Origin of the sequence: Hymenobacter qilianensis (genome assembly GCF_014489555.1) — a bacterium.
Taxonomy (GTDB): Bacteria; Bacteroidota; Bacteroidia; order Cytophagales; family Hymenobacteraceae; genus Hymenobacter; species Hymenobacter qilianensis.
The window spans coordinates 1,399,389-1,414,957 of the sequence record NZ_CP060784.1; the positions used below are offsets into that span (position 1 = coordinate 1,399,389).

23 protein-coding genes and 1 pseudogene are annotated in these 15,569 nt (G+C 54.0%); 12 read left to right on the top strand and 12 right to left on the bottom strand.

Going from position 1 to position 15,569, the window contains the following annotated elements; translation table 11 throughout:
- Window positions 1-212: 212 nt before the first annotated feature.
- Entirely contained in the window at window positions 213-1,247 is a 1,035-nt protein-coding gene (locus tag H9L05_RS06360) for a Gfo/Idh/MocA family oxidoreductase (RefSeq protein ID WP_187733468.1), read from the top strand.
- 237 nt (window positions 1,248-1,484) lie between these two features.
- Window positions 1,485-2,156, top strand: coding sequence for an Hsp20/alpha crystallin family protein (locus tag H9L05_RS06365; RefSeq protein ID WP_187733469.1), 672 nt, complete (start codon window positions 1,485-1,487; stop codon window positions 2,154-2,156).
- A gap of 18 nt (window positions 2,157-2,174) precedes the next feature.
- On the opposite strand, the gene H9L05_RS06370 is transcribed toward H9L05_RS06365, so the two are convergent.
- Entirely contained in the window at window positions 2,175-2,513 is a 339-nt protein-coding gene (locus H9L05_RS06370) for a hypothetical protein (protein WP_187733470.1), read from the bottom strand.
- Complete coding sequence (locus H9L05_RS06375; protein ID WP_187733471.1) at window positions 2,438-2,857, bottom strand: hypothetical protein; 420 nt, start codon at window positions 2,855-2,857, stop codon at window positions 2,438-2,440. The genes H9L05_RS06370 and H9L05_RS06375 overlap by 76 nt, the downstream gene beginning before the upstream one ends.
- Window positions 2,858-3,096: 239 nt before the next feature.
- Between H9L05_RS06375 and H9L05_RS06380 the strand changes: the two genes are divergently transcribed.
- Complete coding sequence (locus H9L05_RS06380) at window positions 3,097-3,480, top strand: Hsp20/alpha crystallin family protein (protein WP_187733472.1); 384 nt, start codon at window positions 3,097-3,099, stop codon at window positions 3,478-3,480.
- Between the two features lie 84 nt (window positions 3,481-3,564).
- On the opposite strand, the gene H9L05_RS06385 is transcribed toward H9L05_RS06380, so the two are convergent.
- Window positions 3,565-3,888 (bottom strand): hypothetical protein, encoded by a 324-nt coding sequence (locus tag H9L05_RS06385; RefSeq protein ID WP_187733473.1) that lies wholly within the window; start codon window positions 3,886-3,888, stop codon window positions 3,565-3,567.
- A 39-nt stretch (window positions 3,889-3,927) separates the two neighbouring features.
- Window positions 3,928-4,209: a VF530 family protein gene (locus tag H9L05_RS06390; RefSeq protein ID WP_187733474.1), complete on the bottom strand. Its 282-nt coding sequence runs from the start codon at window positions 4,207-4,209 to the stop codon at window positions 3,928-3,930.
- Between the two features lie 113 nt (window positions 4,210-4,322).
- On the opposite strand from H9L05_RS06390, the gene H9L05_RS06395 reads away from it, so the two are divergent.
- The 3 genes from H9L05_RS06395 to H9L05_RS06405 are packed head-to-tail and all read left to right on the top strand — an operon-like array spanning window position 4,323 to window position 5,833.
- Window positions 4,323-5,174 (top strand): glycoside hydrolase family 25 protein, encoded by an 852-nt coding sequence (locus tag H9L05_RS06395; RefSeq protein ID WP_187733475.1) that lies wholly within the window; start codon window positions 4,323-4,325, stop codon window positions 5,172-5,174.
- Between the two features lie 35 nt (window positions 5,175-5,209).
- Entirely contained in the window at window positions 5,210-5,599 is a 390-nt protein-coding gene (locus H9L05_RS06400) for a septal ring lytic transglycosylase RlpA family protein (protein ID WP_187733476.1), read from the top strand.
- Window positions 5,600-5,638: 39 nt separating this feature from the next.
- Window positions 5,639-5,833 carry a hypothetical protein gene (locus tag H9L05_RS06405; RefSeq protein ID WP_187733477.1) on the top strand — a complete coding sequence of 65 codons (195 nt, stop codon included), beginning with the start codon at window positions 5,639-5,641 and terminating at the stop codon, window positions 5,831-5,833.
- Between the two features lie 63 nt (window positions 5,834-5,896).
- Here H9L05_RS06405 and H9L05_RS06410 read toward each other — a convergent pair whose 3' ends face one another.
- Window positions 5,897-6,175 (bottom strand): DUF6799 domain-containing protein, encoded by a 279-nt coding sequence (locus tag H9L05_RS06410; RefSeq protein WP_187733478.1) that lies wholly within the window; start codon window positions 6,173-6,175, stop codon window positions 5,897-5,899.
- A gap of 301 nt (window positions 6,176-6,476) precedes the next feature.
- Here H9L05_RS06410 and H9L05_RS06415 point away from each other — a divergent pair, with 301 nt between their 5' ends.
- The 4 genes from H9L05_RS06415 (at window position 6,477) to H9L05_RS06425 (ending at window position 8,252) form a co-directional block, all read left to right on the top strand.
- On the top strand, window positions 6,477-6,815 hold the full coding sequence (locus H9L05_RS06415) for a DUF3140 domain-containing protein (RefSeq protein ID WP_187733479.1): 339 nt from the start codon (window positions 6,477-6,479) through the stop codon (window positions 6,813-6,815).
- 117 nt (window positions 6,816-6,932) lie between these two features.
- Window positions 6,933-7,394, top strand: a complete 462-nt coding sequence (locus H9L05_RS25910) for a DnaJ domain-containing protein (protein ID WP_317175128.1) — start codon at window positions 6,933-6,935, stop codon at window positions 7,392-7,394.
- Window positions 7,385-7,879: a J domain-containing protein gene (locus tag H9L05_RS25915; RefSeq protein ID WP_317175129.1), complete on the top strand. Its 495-nt coding sequence runs from the start codon at window positions 7,385-7,387 to the stop codon at window positions 7,877-7,879. The genes H9L05_RS25910 and H9L05_RS25915 overlap by 10 nt, the downstream gene beginning before the upstream one ends.
- Before the next feature lie 49 nt (window positions 7,880-7,928).
- Window positions 7,929-8,252 (top strand): chaperone modulator CbpM, encoded by a 324-nt coding sequence (locus tag H9L05_RS06425; RefSeq protein ID WP_187733480.1) that lies wholly within the window; start codon window positions 7,929-7,931, stop codon window positions 8,250-8,252.
- Between the two features lie 19 nt (window positions 8,253-8,271).
- Here the strand turns inward: H9L05_RS06425 and H9L05_RS06430 are convergent, their stop codons facing one another.
- The 7 genes and pseudogenes from H9L05_RS06430 to H9L05_RS06460 all read right to left on the bottom strand — a co-directional run bounded on the left by H9L05_RS06430 (window position 8,272) and on the right by H9L05_RS06460 (window position 13,160).
- Entirely contained in the window at window positions 8,272-9,009 is a 738-nt protein-coding gene (locus H9L05_RS06430) for a ZIP family metal transporter (RefSeq protein WP_187733481.1), read from the bottom strand.
- A gap of 81 nt (window positions 9,010-9,090) precedes the next feature.
- Window positions 9,091-9,831 carry a class I SAM-dependent methyltransferase gene (locus tag H9L05_RS06435; RefSeq protein WP_187733482.1) on the bottom strand — a complete coding sequence of 247 codons (741 nt, stop codon included), beginning with the start codon at window positions 9,829-9,831 and terminating at the stop codon, window positions 9,091-9,093.
- 245 nt (window positions 9,832-10,076) lie between these two features.
- Window positions 10,077-10,451: a hypothetical protein gene (locus tag H9L05_RS06440; RefSeq protein WP_187733483.1), complete on the bottom strand. Its 375-nt coding sequence runs from the start codon at window positions 10,449-10,451 to the stop codon at window positions 10,077-10,079.
- Window positions 10,452-10,577: 126 nt separating this feature from the next.
- Entirely contained in the window at window positions 10,578-11,201 is a 624-nt protein-coding gene (locus H9L05_RS06445) for a hypothetical protein (protein WP_187733484.1), read from the bottom strand.
- Between the two features lie 87 nt (window positions 11,202-11,288).
- The gene (nadC, locus tag H9L05_RS06450; protein ID WP_187733485.1) at window positions 11,289-12,149 is read right to left on the bottom strand and encodes a carboxylating nicotinate-nucleotide diphosphorylase; all 861 of its coding nucleotides are present in this window, start codon (window positions 12,147-12,149) and stop codon (window positions 11,289-11,291) included.
- Window positions 12,150-12,318: 169 nt separating this feature from the next.
- A complete protein-coding gene (locus H9L05_RS06455; RefSeq protein ID WP_187733486.1) occupies window positions 12,319-12,717 on the bottom strand; it encodes a DUF4783 domain-containing protein in 399 nt (132 codons plus the stop codon).
- 45 nt (window positions 12,718-12,762) lie between these two features.
- Window positions 12,763-13,160, bottom strand: a pseudogene (locus H9L05_RS06460) (DUF4783 domain-containing protein).
- 155 nt (window positions 13,161-13,315) lie between these two features.
- On the opposite strand from H9L05_RS06460, the gene gpmI reads away from it, so the two are divergent.
- On the top strand, window positions 13,316-14,866 hold the full coding sequence (gene gpmI / locus H9L05_RS06465) for a 2,3-bisphosphoglycerate-independent phosphoglycerate mutase (protein WP_187733488.1): 1,551 nt from the start codon (window positions 13,316-13,318) through the stop codon (window positions 14,864-14,866).
- Window positions 14,859-15,437 carry a hypothetical protein gene (locus H9L05_RS06470; protein ID WP_187733489.1) on the top strand — a complete coding sequence of 193 codons (579 nt, stop codon included), beginning with the start codon at window positions 14,859-14,861 and terminating at the stop codon, window positions 15,435-15,437. The genes gpmI and H9L05_RS06470 overlap by 8 nt, the downstream gene beginning before the upstream one ends.
- Window positions 15,438-15,569 lie beyond the last annotated feature (132 nt).

Consider the following 15,569-nt stretch of genomic DNA (forward strand, 5'->3'; position numbering starts at 1 on the left):
CGGCCACCGAGCTATGCACGCCCGGATTTTTAACATGTTGTCTACAAGATAGATAATAAGCTATATAATTTTTTGCATTCATGCAAGATTTATTTTCAATAATTATTACGGTTATCACTCGTATTTCTTCATTATAGGTTAGCCTATGATGGACCATTTGTCGTTGCTATCGACTAACTATGAGGCCTGCCCATGCTTACTATCTCACTACGATGACGACAACTAACCCTATTCAAACCGGCTTGCTGGCATATGGCATGTCGGGCAAGGTTTTTCATGCGCCGTTTTTAGCTGCTCATCCCGGATTTGTACTACGCGCCGTGACGGAGCGCCACCAGAAGCAGGCGCAGCAGGATTATCCGAACCTGATTAGCTACGATAGTGTGGAAGCCCTGCTCGCGGACTCCGAAATTGAGCTTATAGTAGTGAATACGCCCAGCAACACGCACTTCGATCTGGCCCGACAGGCATTGGAAGCTGGCAAGCACGTGCTGATTGAGAAGCCGTTGGTTACTTCTTCGGCCGAAGTAAAGGAGTTGGAGGAGTTTGGCCAGCTCATGAACCGGCACGTATTCGCCTACCAAAACCGGCGTTGGGACAGTGATTTTCAGAGCGTGAAGCAGGTAATTGACAGTGGACAGCTTGGGCAGCTCATAGAAGTCCACTTCCGCTTCGACCGCTACAAGACGGCTCTTAACACGAAAGCGTTTAAGGAAACCCCTATTCCGGGCAGTGGGCTTGTGTACGATCTGGGTCCGCACCTGCTGGATCAAGCCATCAGTTTGTTTGGCAAGCCCACTTTCAGCCGCAAAACTACCGGCATGTTCCGTCCTGGCTCGCAGGTACCGGATTACTTCTGTTTTCACCTTCACTACCCCGATGGCTTGCAGGTATTTCTGACTAGTAGCCTGCTGGTAGCGCAGCCGCAAGCTTCTTTTGTGCTCCATGGCGCGCAAGGCAGCTTCAGCAAGGCCCGCACCGATGTGCAAGAAAACCAACTGCAGCAAGGAATTGCCCCCCAAGATGCCGCCTACGGCCTAGAAGCGCCCGGCCAAGAGGGAATTCTTACGTTAGCCAGCGCCGATGGCCAATTTTCTACCCATTCTTATCCAGCCCCAAAAGGCGACTATATGCAGCTGTTTGAGGCTTTGTATCAGACCATTCGGAACGGAATTCCTTACCTGATTAAGCTGGAGCAAATACGGTGGCAGATGGAGCTGCTAGAACAAAGCGACGATACGCTGTAGGTATTGTGAGATGCTGAGATGGGCACCTTTCTCGACATGCCGCGGGGCAATGAGTAGCCTACTGGACTGCGTAGTTTTACGGCCACTGGTGAGAACACACAGAGGTGATAGAAATACTACTGAAAAACGCCCTGACGAGCTTAAAAAGGCATATTTTAGTGAAACCTAGCGGTCAAAAGTGCTGTAAAAAGTCCGTGATTAAAACAATGGTTTAACCTCTTAAGCTTTGTTATCGCCATGGCTATTCAGCAATATCAGGATTCGTTTTCCGGAATGAGCCAGTCGCCTTTTAGTGCCATGCTCGACCGGTTTTTCAACGACACTGTAGCTTCCCGGGGGCGGCTATCCAGCTTCTCTCCCCAGGTAGATGCTTACGAAACGGAGCGTGGCTATCAGATTGAAGCCGCGCTACCGGGTATGAAGCGCGAAGACATTAAAGTTGATTTTCAGCAGGGCCGCCTGACTATTTCAGGCGAGCGGCAGTTTAAGAATGAGCAGAACGACCGGCGCTACCATCTTGTGGAAAGCTCCTATGGTTCGTTTCAGCGGTCATTCCAGCTACCTGACGCGGTAAGCCCCGATCAGATTGAGGCCTCGTTTGAGGATGGTGTGCTGCGTGTGATGGTGCCCAAAGACACCCAGAAAACCATGCGTCACCAGATTGATATTCGCGGGGGCAAAGTATCGGCAGCGGTCAGATGTCGGAGCGTATGGGCCAGCAAGCCAGCGACATATCCGTGCAGTCGGGCGAAGGGCAAAAGCAATCAAACGGCAATCAGTACAGCATGCAGCAAGGTCAGGGCGATGGCAGCTCCTATGGCGACTCGAACGATAGCCGTAACGCTGGAAAGAGGAAGCCTTAAAAACCGGCCCTTTGCAGTTATTATGTTTCACGAAAAAAGCCCCTGAGTACTTCAGGGGACTTTTTTATTCCGTAGGATTGGGGTTAGACTCGTAGTTTAGGGATTCGGCGCCGGCGCCCAAAGCTGCCAGCGTGAGGCCATCTTCTGCCACGTAGCTAAGCTGCGCCGTGAGACCCACATCAAGCAAATCCTGTACGAGGCCTTCGCCGGCGGCTTCAGGCGTGTACATATCCACGGTGGTAGCTACCACGTTCACCGGCCGGTCGGGTAGGCCGACGAGAGTGGCGCGGCGGTCAATTTCGGGCGGGAAGATGGCGGCGTACAGAATCAGGCGTTCATAGTTGATTCGGTTGCTGGCCAGCCAGCGACAGGCGGCCGCCGCACCGTGCCCATAGCCCAGCACCGTAACGGTGGTATCGGGGGGCAGGCAGCCAGAATTGTTTCGGCCAAAGAGTCGAGGTAATTGGTGAGGTCGGCGAGGTCGGGCAACAGGTCGGAGGCGGCAAACCATGTAGCGCCCGTGCTCAGTGTACCATCGGGAGCGGGCGGCAAGGTGTAGCGCGACAGGGCTTCGGGCAGAATCAGGAGGCGCTCGGGCGTCACGAGGTTGCTGAGCTGAGCGGCAAAATCAGCAACGGATTGGCCTTCGCCGTGCAGGCAAAACCAGACGTGACGAATCGTCGGGCCGGGTTCGCCCACACAATAGTAGCGGGCGGTGCGCGTCGTATTAAACGTTTGGAGCTGCATATAGTCTAACAGGTGCGGTGCGACAAAGTATTCTATACGGCGGCGACGCAAGCCATGGTTGGGAGGCACCCAAAGTTGTGCTTGATTTCAATTATTCCACCTGCCACTATGGCCGTTTAAATATGTTTCAGATGGGTTTTAAGGCGTCAATCTGGCCGGTATTCGGCGCTAGTGGCGCATGATAGAGGTTGGTACATCGTTTGAAATAAGTCCATCACAATCAAGAAAAGGACCTGACCATGAAGTTGATAAGCCAAGAATTCATTCGCAATATTGCCCCCCAGCTTAACCTACTCAACACGTTGGGCGGTGGCACGGCCCAGGCGCAGCTGCGCGTCGATAAGGTGGCGAAGGGTGTGGTAGTGCGGGTAGCGGCGCCGTCGGTGCGCCCCGAGAACTTCCACGTGTTGCTCGACAACAACCGTCTGACTGTGTACTGCGACTACCGCCACGAAGAGGACGACCAGATGAGCGCTCCACTGTTTGCGCAAACCCTGGATCTGCCCGCCAACCTAGACCTCGACCGCATCGACGCCGTGCATGAGGCCAACGAGTTGCGCATCCGCATTCCGTTCCAGGATTCGGCCAGCCGCCGCCGCGAAATCGATATCAAATTGCGCTAGGCTCCGCTTAGTTGCTCATAACGTCGGGACCGACCGACACCTTTTCACTGAAGCCACTGCTTAGTCGCAGTGGCTTTTTTTGTATTAATCGAAAAGCGGTATCAGCAGCAAAAAGCCAGTGACAAGCGCCAGATAAAACCAGCCCATTACCTGCCCCCGATACCGGCGCGGCAGTTGGTTGCTGAGCACGAGCACCGCGACCACTATCACCAGCAGGTGCAACAGCAAGAACACGACGGTTTTCACCCAATTGCTGACAATGGTATTCTCGGGCTGATACTGGTCGCTCATGCCCAGCCCCGAGGTGGCAAAGCGCAAAACGTAGTACGTCACGGCCTCGAACACCACAAAGCACGCGAAGCCAATCAGCAGCGACTTAGAACCCGATTTTTGCGAAACGTCAGCCATTTTTGCTTTTAAGTGCTAGATACCTATTTGCCCCCGAGCTTACTTGGTCTCGTTTTTCTTGCTCAAAACCTCCTTGCTGCGGGTTTTTATATAAAGCTCTTCCACTTTGGCGCGGGCCCAGGGCGTGCGGCGCAGAAATACGAGGCTTGACTTGATGCTGGGATCGACGGCGAAGCAATTAATATGAATGCGCTCATCCAGCCCCAGCCAGCCATAATGCGCCACCAGGTATTCCAGAATCTGGGCCAGGGTGATGCCGTGCAGCTCACGGATGAGGTGGCCCGATTCGTCGCGGGCGTCGGAAAGGCTAGAAGTGGTCATGGGGCGGAGCGTTAAGAAGCGAAAGGTCGGGAAAAGCAGTCATTGATAAGCAAACAGTAATTGGGGGGCTTTTTTGCGCCCGAACCACTAGCTTAGGTACGAGCAAGGGACGTATGTGCGTTACCTTTGCGATGGCCACGCTGATGAACCGACCCCGACGACGCCCTATTGCTCCCCGCCGCTCTGCTGCCCCCCGGCGGCGTTTGCTCTTGCTGATCGGCGTGGGGTTGCTGCTGGCGGCGCTGGCTTTTTATGGGCGGTACTGGCGGCAGATCAACCGCTATGCGCGCCTGACTTATGCCAAGTATACGGCGCATCAGCTGACGGGCCGCGAGAAAACGCCGCTGCTGACCGGCTACACGGTGCACGGCATTGATGTATCGTCGTATCAGGGTCGCATCGATTGGCCGGAAGTAGCAGAGCACCAGGTGCGTTTCGCATTTATTAAAGCGACAGAAGGCGTTACGCTGCGCGACTCCCGTTTCCAGCGCAACTGGCGCGAGGCGCGGGCGGTAGGCATTTACCGCGGAGCCTACCACTACTTTCAGCCCAACTACGACGGTGCCCAGCAGGCTGATCTTTTTGTGCGCAATGTGCCCCTGACCGCCGGCGATTTGCCCCCCGTACTCGATGTGGAAGACCCTAAGTTTCACGACGTGGCCGTAATGCGGCGCAACGTAGCCACCTGGCTGCGCCTGATCGAACGTCACTATGGCGTGCGTCCCATTCTGTACACCAACTACAACTTCTACAAGCGCCACTTAGCTGGTCACTTCGATCAATACCCGTTGTGGCTGGCGCACTACGAAGTGGAAAAGCCCCTCCTGCCCCGCGACAAATGGATTATCTGGCAGCATAGCGACGAATCGCACGTACCAGGTATTCGCGGCCCGGTCGATTTCAACGTATTTCAGGGCAACTTTGCCATGCTGCTTGCCATGCGAATTCCCGAAAAGGCGGAGTAGGATTCGGCCCAGCTTGGTGTCATTTATATTTGCTTATGCCTCACATTTCATTTCGTCGTTTTTGCTGGCTGCTGAGCTTGCCGTGGCTGCTGAGCGCATGCGCCGGTGGCGCCAATACGTTCACGCAGAGCGGGCAGGGCTCGTATTACGCCAACAAGTTCAATGGACGCAAAACGGCCAGCGGCTCCGTATATCGGCCCAATAAGATGACGGCCGCCCACAACACGCTCCCTTTCGGTACGGTGGTACGCGTGACCAACACACGTAATAACCGCTCAGTGAAAGTAACCGTGACGGACCGGGGCCCGCACGTGAAAGGCCGCATTATTGACTTGTCGCGCAAAGCCGCCCGTAAAATTGATCTGATTGATGCTGGGGTGGTTCCAGTTAAGGTGAAGGTGGTAAAGGCTGCTCCCTCGCGCTAAGCGGGGGCTTTTTTACCTGAATTTTTCTATTTGTCTCGCATGAGAATTCGCAAAAAAGTGCGCTGGACTATACCTGCTGCAGCAAGTCGTTTTGTAGCGCTGGCCGCGTTCGTGAAAGCCGCCGAAGCCCAGGCCTGGACCGATGTTGAAATCCAGTACGTGATGGACGAGGTAGTAGAAGCCCGCGACGATGCCGAGGCTACCCTGATTTTGCAGGATTACACCCAGACCTAAAACGCAGCCGGGCGGCCCAAACCTACTGGTCGGAGCCGCCCGGCTGTTTAGTACTAGTGCAGGTTAGCTTTTCTTCTTCTTGCCTTTATTCTTCAGGTTCTCCTTCTTAACCAGAAGCAGGCTGTCTTGCGCGGCCTTTTGAGCGCTCGTGGTAATACGGCCGCTCAGCGAAACCACATCACCTTCCGTTAGCTGAGTGCTGACGCCCGCGGGCGTCGTTATCGTGCCGGTCGGCGTTATTTTAGTACCATTAATAAGGCTCATTTCCTGGGTAAGGGGCGTAGTGCGGCCCATTTGGGTCACCATTACTTTTCCCTCCTTCATCATTACGCCATCTTTCATAGTAGCCACGCCGGGCGCTACAGGCTTCGGACGAGGAGTTGCGGCCTTGCGGGGGGCATTTTTGTTTGGGCCGAGGCGGCCACAGCGCTGGTGGTTAAGGCAAATACTAAGAGCGCGATACTGCGTAATCTCATGGGAGAAGTGGGATGAAGAGTGGGAGAAATAAGCCTAGCAAATTCAGAATACAACGGCTGGGCATGCACCTATACAAGCCAGCAACCTGCCTTAAGCCCTGCGCGTTAGAAAAGAAAAATCGCCACATCAGCGGCACCTTCTTTCATCCTCTAAATCAGTGATTCATATGGCAGCGGATAAAGCATCAAACAATATTTACGCCGATTTTAAGGCCCAAGTGAATATGACCGCAACTGAGTTAAAAAAATGGCTTGCCACGGATGAATCCAACTCGGTGGGCCAGGACAGCGGCGACGGCACCAGCGTCGGGCACAAGTCGGGCGAGCGTATTATTGAGATCCTGAACAAGAAAAAAGCGGACCTGACGGAGGCCGATGAAGCCCACATGCATAAGGTTCACTCGTACATTAGCCGGCACCTGGCTCAAGGGCCCGAAAAAGATGTGGAGCACTCGCGCTGGCGCTATTCGCTGATGAACTGGGGCCACGATCCGCTGAAAAAGTAAGCAGCTGGCTGTAGGCTGAATGCTACATCGGATTGCCGGCGCCCGAGAGTTGACATCTAAGAGCCGAAGTAACTTATTCAGTTAACATTCAGCATTCAATCTTCACCAACGCACGAAGTGGACTACAAGGATTATTATAAATCGCTGGGACTGGATAAATCGGCTACCACCGACCAGATCAAGAAGGCTTACCGCAAGCTGGCCCGTCAGTATCATCCCGACGTGAATCCGAATAATGCGGAGGCCGAGCGCAAGTTTAAAGAGATAAATGAAGCCAATGAAGTGCTTAGCGACGAGGAGAAGCGCCGCAAATACGACCAGCTAGGCGCCGACTGGCAGCGGTACCAACAAACCGGCGGTGCAGGCCGCGCTGGCGGAGGAGGCTTTGACTGGTCGCAGTATGGGCAGCCCGGTGGCTATGGCGGCTACGGGCAGGCCGGTGGCGGCGACCCATTTGGCAACGCCGATTTCTCAGATTTCTTCAGCTCCATTTTTGGCGGTATGGGGGGCGAAAGCCGCGCTGGGGGCATTCTGCAAGAGCCAGCGCCGGCCAGGACTATCAGGCGGAGTTGGAATTGACCTTGGCCGAGGCTTACGAAGGCGGCCCACGTACGCTTACTGTCAATGGCAAAAAGCTGCGCATCAACATTCAGCCCGGCGTAGAAGATGGCCAGACCATCCGGCTGCGCGACCAAGGTGCGCCCGGCCGCAACGGCGGGCCGGCCGGCTCGCTCTACATTACGTTCCGCATAGCCCCCGACCCTCGCTACACCCGCACTGGTGCCGACCTGACACTGGATGTGCCGGTAAGCATTTATACCGCCCTGCTCGGTGGTCAGCAGGTGGTCGATACGCTGTCGGGGCCGGTTAAGATCAATGTGAAGCCTGAAACGCAAAACGGCACGCGCCTGCGTTTGCGAGGCAAAGGCTTTCCCATGTATAAGCAGCCCGGCCAGTTCGGCGATTTGTACCTGCGACTGGATCTGAGTTTGCCTCAGCACCTCACGGACAAAGAGAAAGAGCTGTTTCGGCAGCTGGCTCAGCTGCGGGGCGAAGCCTCCTAACGCCCGCCCGTTTGTCTTTGCCGTTGCCACCCGCTATTTACTATCTGCTATGGAAACGTCGTCCATCATCACTATTACCTTTCACGACTGCGCCATCCGCTACGGCCTGAGTGAGCCTGACCTTCAGGAGTTTGTAGATCTGGGCCTGCTGCATCCGGCGGATGCACCCGGCACGCTCCGCGCCGAGCCCGACGACCTCGCCCGATTGGCCCGCTTGCACCATGAGCTAGGCTTGAGCGCGGAAGGAATTGACGTTGTATTGGCTATGCGCCAGCGTCTGTTGGAACTCCAAGCCGAGCTGGCTCATCAGCGTGCCCGCGTTGCTCAGTTGGAGTATTTTCTAAACAAATCCGGTCCGCTGGTGGATCTGTAGCGGCGGTTGCCATTCTAGACTAAACGTCAATGGCCAGCGCCAACAGCAGGCCGGCCAGCGTAGCGCCGAGTTTGGGCCAATTGAGACGATGCTCAGGGCTTGTTTCGAAAAGAATAGTAGTGGATACGTGCAGAAAATTGCCCGCGACCAAGCCCAGCAGCGCAGCGTATAAGCCGCCCGTCATCAGGTCCTCCAGCACCACATAATTGCTGACTACGATACCGATGGGCGCGGCCAGTGCAAACAGCACCAGATACGGCAGCGCCCGCCTGAAGCTGTGCAGGCGCAACAGCAACGCCGCCATCAGGGCAAAAGCGGCCGGAATGTGGTGCAAGGCCACGCCCCCCAGAATAGCATAAAAGTTCTCATTGCTGGGTGTGGCTTCGGGCTGCTTAACCAGAATGCTGCCCTCCAGAAAAGAGTGAATTACCAGCGAGAACAAGAGCAGAAACGGTACTTGCCCATCATGCTCCGTATTGTGATGAATATGACCGTGCTCGACGCCATGCGAGAAAACCTCCAATAAAAGCTGTCCAAAAAAGCCCCCCAGTACATAGTAGCCGATGCGATGCATCTCATCGTTAGGCACTAGTAGCAAGGCTTCGGGCAGCAAATGAGTGATGGTGAGCGTAAACAGATAGGCGCCACTAAACGCTAGCAAAGGCTTCATCCAGGTAGTGCGGGCCGTAGGCAGCAGACGAGTGAGCAGGCCCGCGCCCAACACGGTTAGAAATAGTAGCAGAACGGCAATCCACATGGGTACTGTGTTAATTAGGTATGCACTGATGGAGTGAATAGCAAGGCAGGATATAGCTCACCTGTTATCGGTTCATCACCACTATTTTTTGACTATAAAGATCATGCGGGGGCTCAGGGCCTCGTTGTACGGGCCTAGCTGATAGTCGCCTAGCACTTCGGCCAAACGCAGACCCGCCATCTGAAAATATTCCTCAAAATTTTCCAGGCTCAGTGCTCGAACCCGCTCCTCGAATTGCTGCTCTTGCCCCAGCGCATCCTGGAAGCGAATCGTTTTGACGATAAACCCATCGTCGAGACGGCGGCTGATGTGAAAGGTGATACCGCTCACGGTTTTCTCTTCCTCAAGTACCAGTTCGCGTAGCGTGCGCTCCGTATTCATGAAGTCAATCACCATTTTGCCCCCCGGCCGCAAGGCATTCGCCGCGAAGCGCAACGCTACGATGTTTTCCGTCTCGTGAGCGAAATAGCCAAAGCTGGTAAACAGGTTAAAGATGAAATCGAACTCCCCAAACGGCAGCGGGTTACGCATATCGTGCACGTGAAAGTGCAGGCGCTCATGCCCAAATTGCTGCGCATACGTGATGCTCTCCGGCGACAGATCGACGCCGGTAACTGCGTAGCCTTTCTGGCTCAGATACAGTGAGTGCCGACCTTTACCACACGCCAGATCAAGCACCCTCGCATGTGGCTTAACCCGCAGATGCGTCAGCAAAGCATCTATGAAGGCTTTCGCCTCTTCCTCGTTACGGTCACGGTACAGCAGATGGTAATAAGGAGAGTCGAACCAACTGATAAACCACTCAATAGCAGGATGTAACATGAATGGTATGGAAGGAGAAGCCTGCTGGCCAGACAATCAAATCTGGAAAGTATTGAGCACTAATATTTGCAACAATGTTACAGATAAAACAGCTGTCTTAAACTGACTTTCCTTCCGCCGGGTTGCTGTAAGCAGAAAATTTGCCCCCCACAGGAAGTGAAACCAGCGACTAAAGCAATAGCCGCCGTGAGCACTATGCTCATGGCGGCTATTGCTAAGCTATTAAACGAAAGCTACTTAACTATTTAGCGCTGAATCTCGCTACCATTTGCCATAGTATCGGCTTGGCTGGGCTTCGCGTTGATTTTGGCAGCTTCCTCTTTTCTGTTGGTGCGCATAGCTTCCTCGGCGTTAGCCGAGATGCTCGCTTCAGCTGATGGCTTTGGCTTGCCGTCAACACCTTCTACTGCCGAGCTAACCGGCTTCGGAATAGCGGCACCTTTTGCCTGGTTGGTTTCGTAAGCGGTGCCTTGGTCGAAATTGTCGGACGAACGGGAGCCGGGCGCTACCTGGTCGAATGACACTTGCTTGTCGGGGCGGAAGGAAGAAGGTTCGCTGCTACAAGCAGACATTGATAAGGCGAGACTGGCCACGCCAGCGAGCAACAGGTTCTTATTCATGGGTTTAAACTAATATGTGCTTGATGAGTAAGTGCTGGAAAAGCTACCTCGCTGCCTGCATTATCTGAACAGTCAGCCAGCAAACCATTCAGCGAAGTAAGGATTACCGACCCTGGGGGGCAAATGTTACGCCGCCGGCGCATCAGCGGCCGCTGCTGGTGCTGCGGGCAGCAGGTTTTTGCGGCGCAGCATGGCATCAAACAGCTTTATATCATTGGGCGAATTGAAAATTCGCAGGGGCAGCAGCAGGAATACGGGCACATCAAAGGTGCGCGCAATCCAGCGACGCCAGCCAGCTACCTCATCGGGTGCCTGGCCGGGGCGCAGCCACATCGTGAAGCCTTCAGCATCGCGCTTAGCCCGACCAATCATGTCCCAGTTCAGGTTCATCCCCTGCTTTTCATTGAGGCGAAGCAGAATCTGGCGTTGATCAATCTCGTAGTTAAAACGCTCAAAAAGCGGCTTGCTTTGCTCCATCTGCGTCACGCTCGTAATCTGGGCCGAGCGGAGCAGCACAAACAGCACAGTCAGTAGCACCGCCAGACCTATCCACCACCACGAAGGCCAGATGAGGGCCGGCAACAGCCCAATGGCCAGCGGAATAAGCGCATACCACCATTCCTTTTTCCACACTTGCGCCATGGCCATGCGGGTGTAAGTGTTGGTGTTCAGCTGGTATTTTTTGGTACGGATGGCCAGCGGCGCAGCTCCTTGCGCCTGACGGAAGCCCCGTTGATTTGGTTGCTGCATTAGAGTAATTGGAATTGCTAAATGAGTAAATGGCTAACCTACGGGTGGCTGCTCTGGCTACTAGCCATGCCTCTTCCCGACAACCACTTAGTACGCTTTAAGACTTAAGTCCAGGCTTTTCAGAGAGTGAGTAAGTGCCCCAACGGAAATAAAGTCGACCCCCGTAGCGGCCACTGCGGCAATCGTATCCTCAGTAATGCCACCCGACGCTTCGGTAGGAAAACGCCCCCCGATAAGCGCTACGGCCTCCCGCAGCTGACTGGGAGGCATATTGTCGAGCATAATACGGTCGATGCCGCCCGTATCAAGTGCTTCCTGTACTTCAGCCAGCGTACGGGTTTCTATTTCAATTGGCAGCTGACGGCCCGTACGCTTCAGATAAGCGTGCGTCGCTTCAATAGCCGCCCGAATTCCGCCGGCATAGTCTACGTGGTTGTCCTTCAGGATAATCTGGTCAAACAGACCGTAGCGGTGGTTTACGCCTCCGCCAATGAGCACCGCCCATTTCTCACACAGCCGAAAATTGGGAGTGGTTTTGCGTGTGTCGAGTAGTTGGGCGCGGGTGCCAGTTAGCAGGCTGGTCAGATGCGCCGTGTGGGTGGCAATGCCGCTCATGCGCTGCATACAATTGAGCACCAGCCGTTCAGCCGTCAGAATACTCTGTGAGCGTCCTTCCACCCGAAAAGCGATATTACCAACTTGAACGCGGGCTCCATCGCTCAGCAGTTCCTCTACCCGCAGGCCCGGATCGACGGCGCGGAAAATGTGGTGCGCCAAGGCGACACCAGCCAGCACGCCGTCATCTTTCACTAATAAATGCGCCCGATTCTGAGCATCCGCCGGGATGGAAGCGAGAGAAGAATGGTCGCCGTCGCCCACATCTTCGGCCAGGGCCGTGTGAATAAACGTGGATATGGCTTCAGGGGTGAGGTAGGGAGCGTTTTGCACGGTGCAAAAATAGAAAAAGCACCTGACAAAGCCTCTGCGCTACTCTCTCTTCGTGCGTGTACGCCGCAAAATGGCAAACTAGTACGAAAGCAAAAGCCCAGCATCGGCTGGATGCTGGGCTTGAAACGTATGACTAAAGCCTGTCGGGCAGGGCGTCTGACGTATGCTTTTACTCTTTCGTGAAATTGATGGAGTCAATGACTAAAGCACCACCAACCGGCTTCATTTGCACAAACACCTGGTAAGAGCCTGTTTTGCCAATGTATTTACCAGCAGCATATTGAATGCTTTCGGTGCTGGTCTTTTGGTGATCGTACTCAAAGCTGGCCGGCGAGTTCTTAGCAAAGAAATCCTTCATCACAAACTCTGCCTGGGTGGCACTGTAGCTTTGCTTATCGCCATCGAAGGCGAGCTCTACCGTAGGGCCGAAGAATTGAGAAAGCTCGCGGGCCGAGCCATTACGAATTGCCCCCTTGACAGCCCCCAGTGACTCTCCTTGCGCTTGTACTCCAACAGCCAGCAAAGCAAACCACAGAATGGCGCAGAACTGGAGTAGTATTCGTTTCATATAAAAAATTCTTTGTCTGGCTATACTATGCCGGTTGCCCGGCCGTTATTCCTGAGTGAAGTCAATCGTGTCGATGGTAGGTGAACCACCACCGGGCTTCATCTTCACAAACACACGGTAGGTACCCGCTTTGCCTGTGTATTTGCCGATGGCATACTTTGTTCCTTCATTACTGCTTCCCTGATGAATAAATTCAAAAGCGGTAGGGGGTTTTTAGTGAAAAAAGCTTTGAGGGCCGATTCGGCTTCAGCAGCGCTGTAGCTTTTCTTATCGCCGTCGTAACCTAATTCCACTTTCGGACCTAGATAAGGGGCTAACTCTTGGGCCGAACCATTGCGAATGGCGCCTTTTACGGCCCCAAAGGCTTCGCTTTGTGCATAGATGGCCACAGAGAGCAGCCCTAGCCAAACCAACAGGCAAGCCCGAAAGACTTTGCGTTTCATATACAGGAAAAGTACGAAAGAGTTAACTCCAAAACTATGCCAAGAGGCAACAAATTGATTTATTCCCCCACTAATTTGCACCAGTCCTAAGTTAATTGAAAAGATCCTGGAAGAACACAATATAGGGTTAGGGTCGCTATCTGTATCTTTGCGGTATGAACAAACAGGTGCTGCTCGTTATTCTGGATGGCTGGGGTCTGGCTCAAAACAAAGCTGTTTCGGCCATTGATGCTGCTCGAACTCCGTTCGTTGACTCCCTTTTTCAACGTTTTCCGCACAGTCGGCTTCAGGCTTCAGGTGAGGCGGTAGGCTTGCCCGACGGGCAAATGGGCAACTCGGAAGTAGGCCACATGAATATTGGGGCCGGCCGTGTGGTTTATCAGGACTTGGTGCGGGTGAATAAAGCAATCCGGGAGCGAAAGCTGGGCACCATTCCCGCGCTGGAAAAAGCATTTGAGTACGCGCGCACCAACGGCAAGAACCTGCACTTTATGGGTCTGCTATCCGATGGGGGCGTACACTCGCATATTGAGCACCTGAAAGCCCTGTGCACTCTGGCTCACGACGCCGACGTGCACAAAGTGTTTATTCACGCCTTCACCGATGGTCGGGACACGGACCCCAAAGGCGGTGTAAACTACGTTAACGACCTGGAGAAGCACTTGGAGCGGAACAGCGCCAAGATTGCCACTATCGTGGGCCGCTACTATGCCATGGACCGCGACAACCGCTGGGAGCGGATTAAAGTAGCCTACGACTTGCTGGTAAATGGTAAAGGCACGCCATCGCAAAACCTGATTCAGAGCATGCTCGACTCCTATAAGGAGGGCGTGACAGATGAATTTTTGCTCCCCATTGTTAAGGTTGGCGCTGATGGTCAGCCAATTGCTACTATTCAGGAGGGTGATGTCGTTATCTGCTTTAACTTCCGCACCGACCGGGGCCGGGAAATCACGCAGGCGCTTACTCAGCAGGATTTTCATGCCTTCAATATGCATCGGCTCAACCTGCATTATCTCACCCTCACTAACTACGACGCTACGTTTACGGGCGTAACGCCCATTTTTGAGAAGGATAATCTGGATAACACATTGGGCGAAGTATTGGCCGCAATGGGCAAAACTCAGATTCGTATAGCTGAAACGGAGAAGTATCCGCACGTTACGTTTTTCTTCTCCGGCGGCCGTGAAACGGAGTTTGTTGGTGAAAGCCGCATTATGCGTCCTTCCCCCAAGGTAGCTACCTACGATCTGCAACCGGAGATGAGTGCTTACGACCTGCGCGACGCGCTGGTGCCGGAGCTACTAGCTCGCTCGGCCGATTTTGTAGTGCTCAACTTCGCCAATCCTGATATGGTGGGCCATACTGGGGTATTCGCGGCGGCAGTGAAAGCGGTAGAAACCGTAGATGCGTGCGCTAAAGATGTAATAGAGGCTGCGTTAGCTAGTGGATACGCCTGCATTATCATTGCCGACCACGGCAATGCCGACATGATGATCAACCCCGACGGCACTCCTAACACGGCGCACACTACCAATTTGGTCCCCTGCATCCTGGCAGATACAACTTACCGCGGTACGTTGGCCGATGGCAAGCTCGGCGACATCGCGCCTACTGTATTGGCTCTGATGGGAATACCGCAACCGGCTGTAATGACGGGTCAGTCGCTGCTGCAACCCACTGCCCTGAGTACTGCGAATGCTTAGGGCTTTCTGGCTGCTGGGGTTGGTGGCACTAGTTTCGGCTTGTGGGTCGGAAGCGGCGGGGCCGGCTCCGGCGAAGGCAGCCCTCAAACCTATGTATTTCGATATCAAGGCTTTTCTGGATGCCCAAACGCAGGACCTGACACGGCGCAACCCAGCAGTGGAAAAGCGCGTGGAGCTGCGTGGGGGGCAAATGGAGACGACACGTGTGCCCGAGGTAGACTGGAGCAAAGAGCTTCAGATCTTTTACCAGGCTGATATTAACAAGCCGGCTCTGCGTGATGCATATAAAATAATGCGTCAAGATAAATGGCAAGGCGTTTCCCGCACGGTGTATCAAGCAGATAGGGATGATGAAGCACCTGTAACTAGGCTCTTCATAGAAACTAAAGCTGATAAGCTGCAATTGCTAACCGCTACTATTCAGCAGGATAACCCGCTTTTCTATTCTGAAAAGAGGCTCTTGCTGCGTTTGCATAATGGTAGGCTTTCAGAATACGAAGTGACAGGCATACAAAAGCTGGTGCTGTTCGACACATTGCGCTATTCGGCGGCCGGACGCGTGCTGGATTAGTGCTGGGGGGCAAAATTTGCGCGTTGGTGCTCAGCGTTTTTGAGCACGGGCCCTAAATCTTAGAATTAATTTTCTTTGCCATAGAAGCAGGAACTGCTATACTGCTTCTGTATTGCATCCGTACGCATCTTC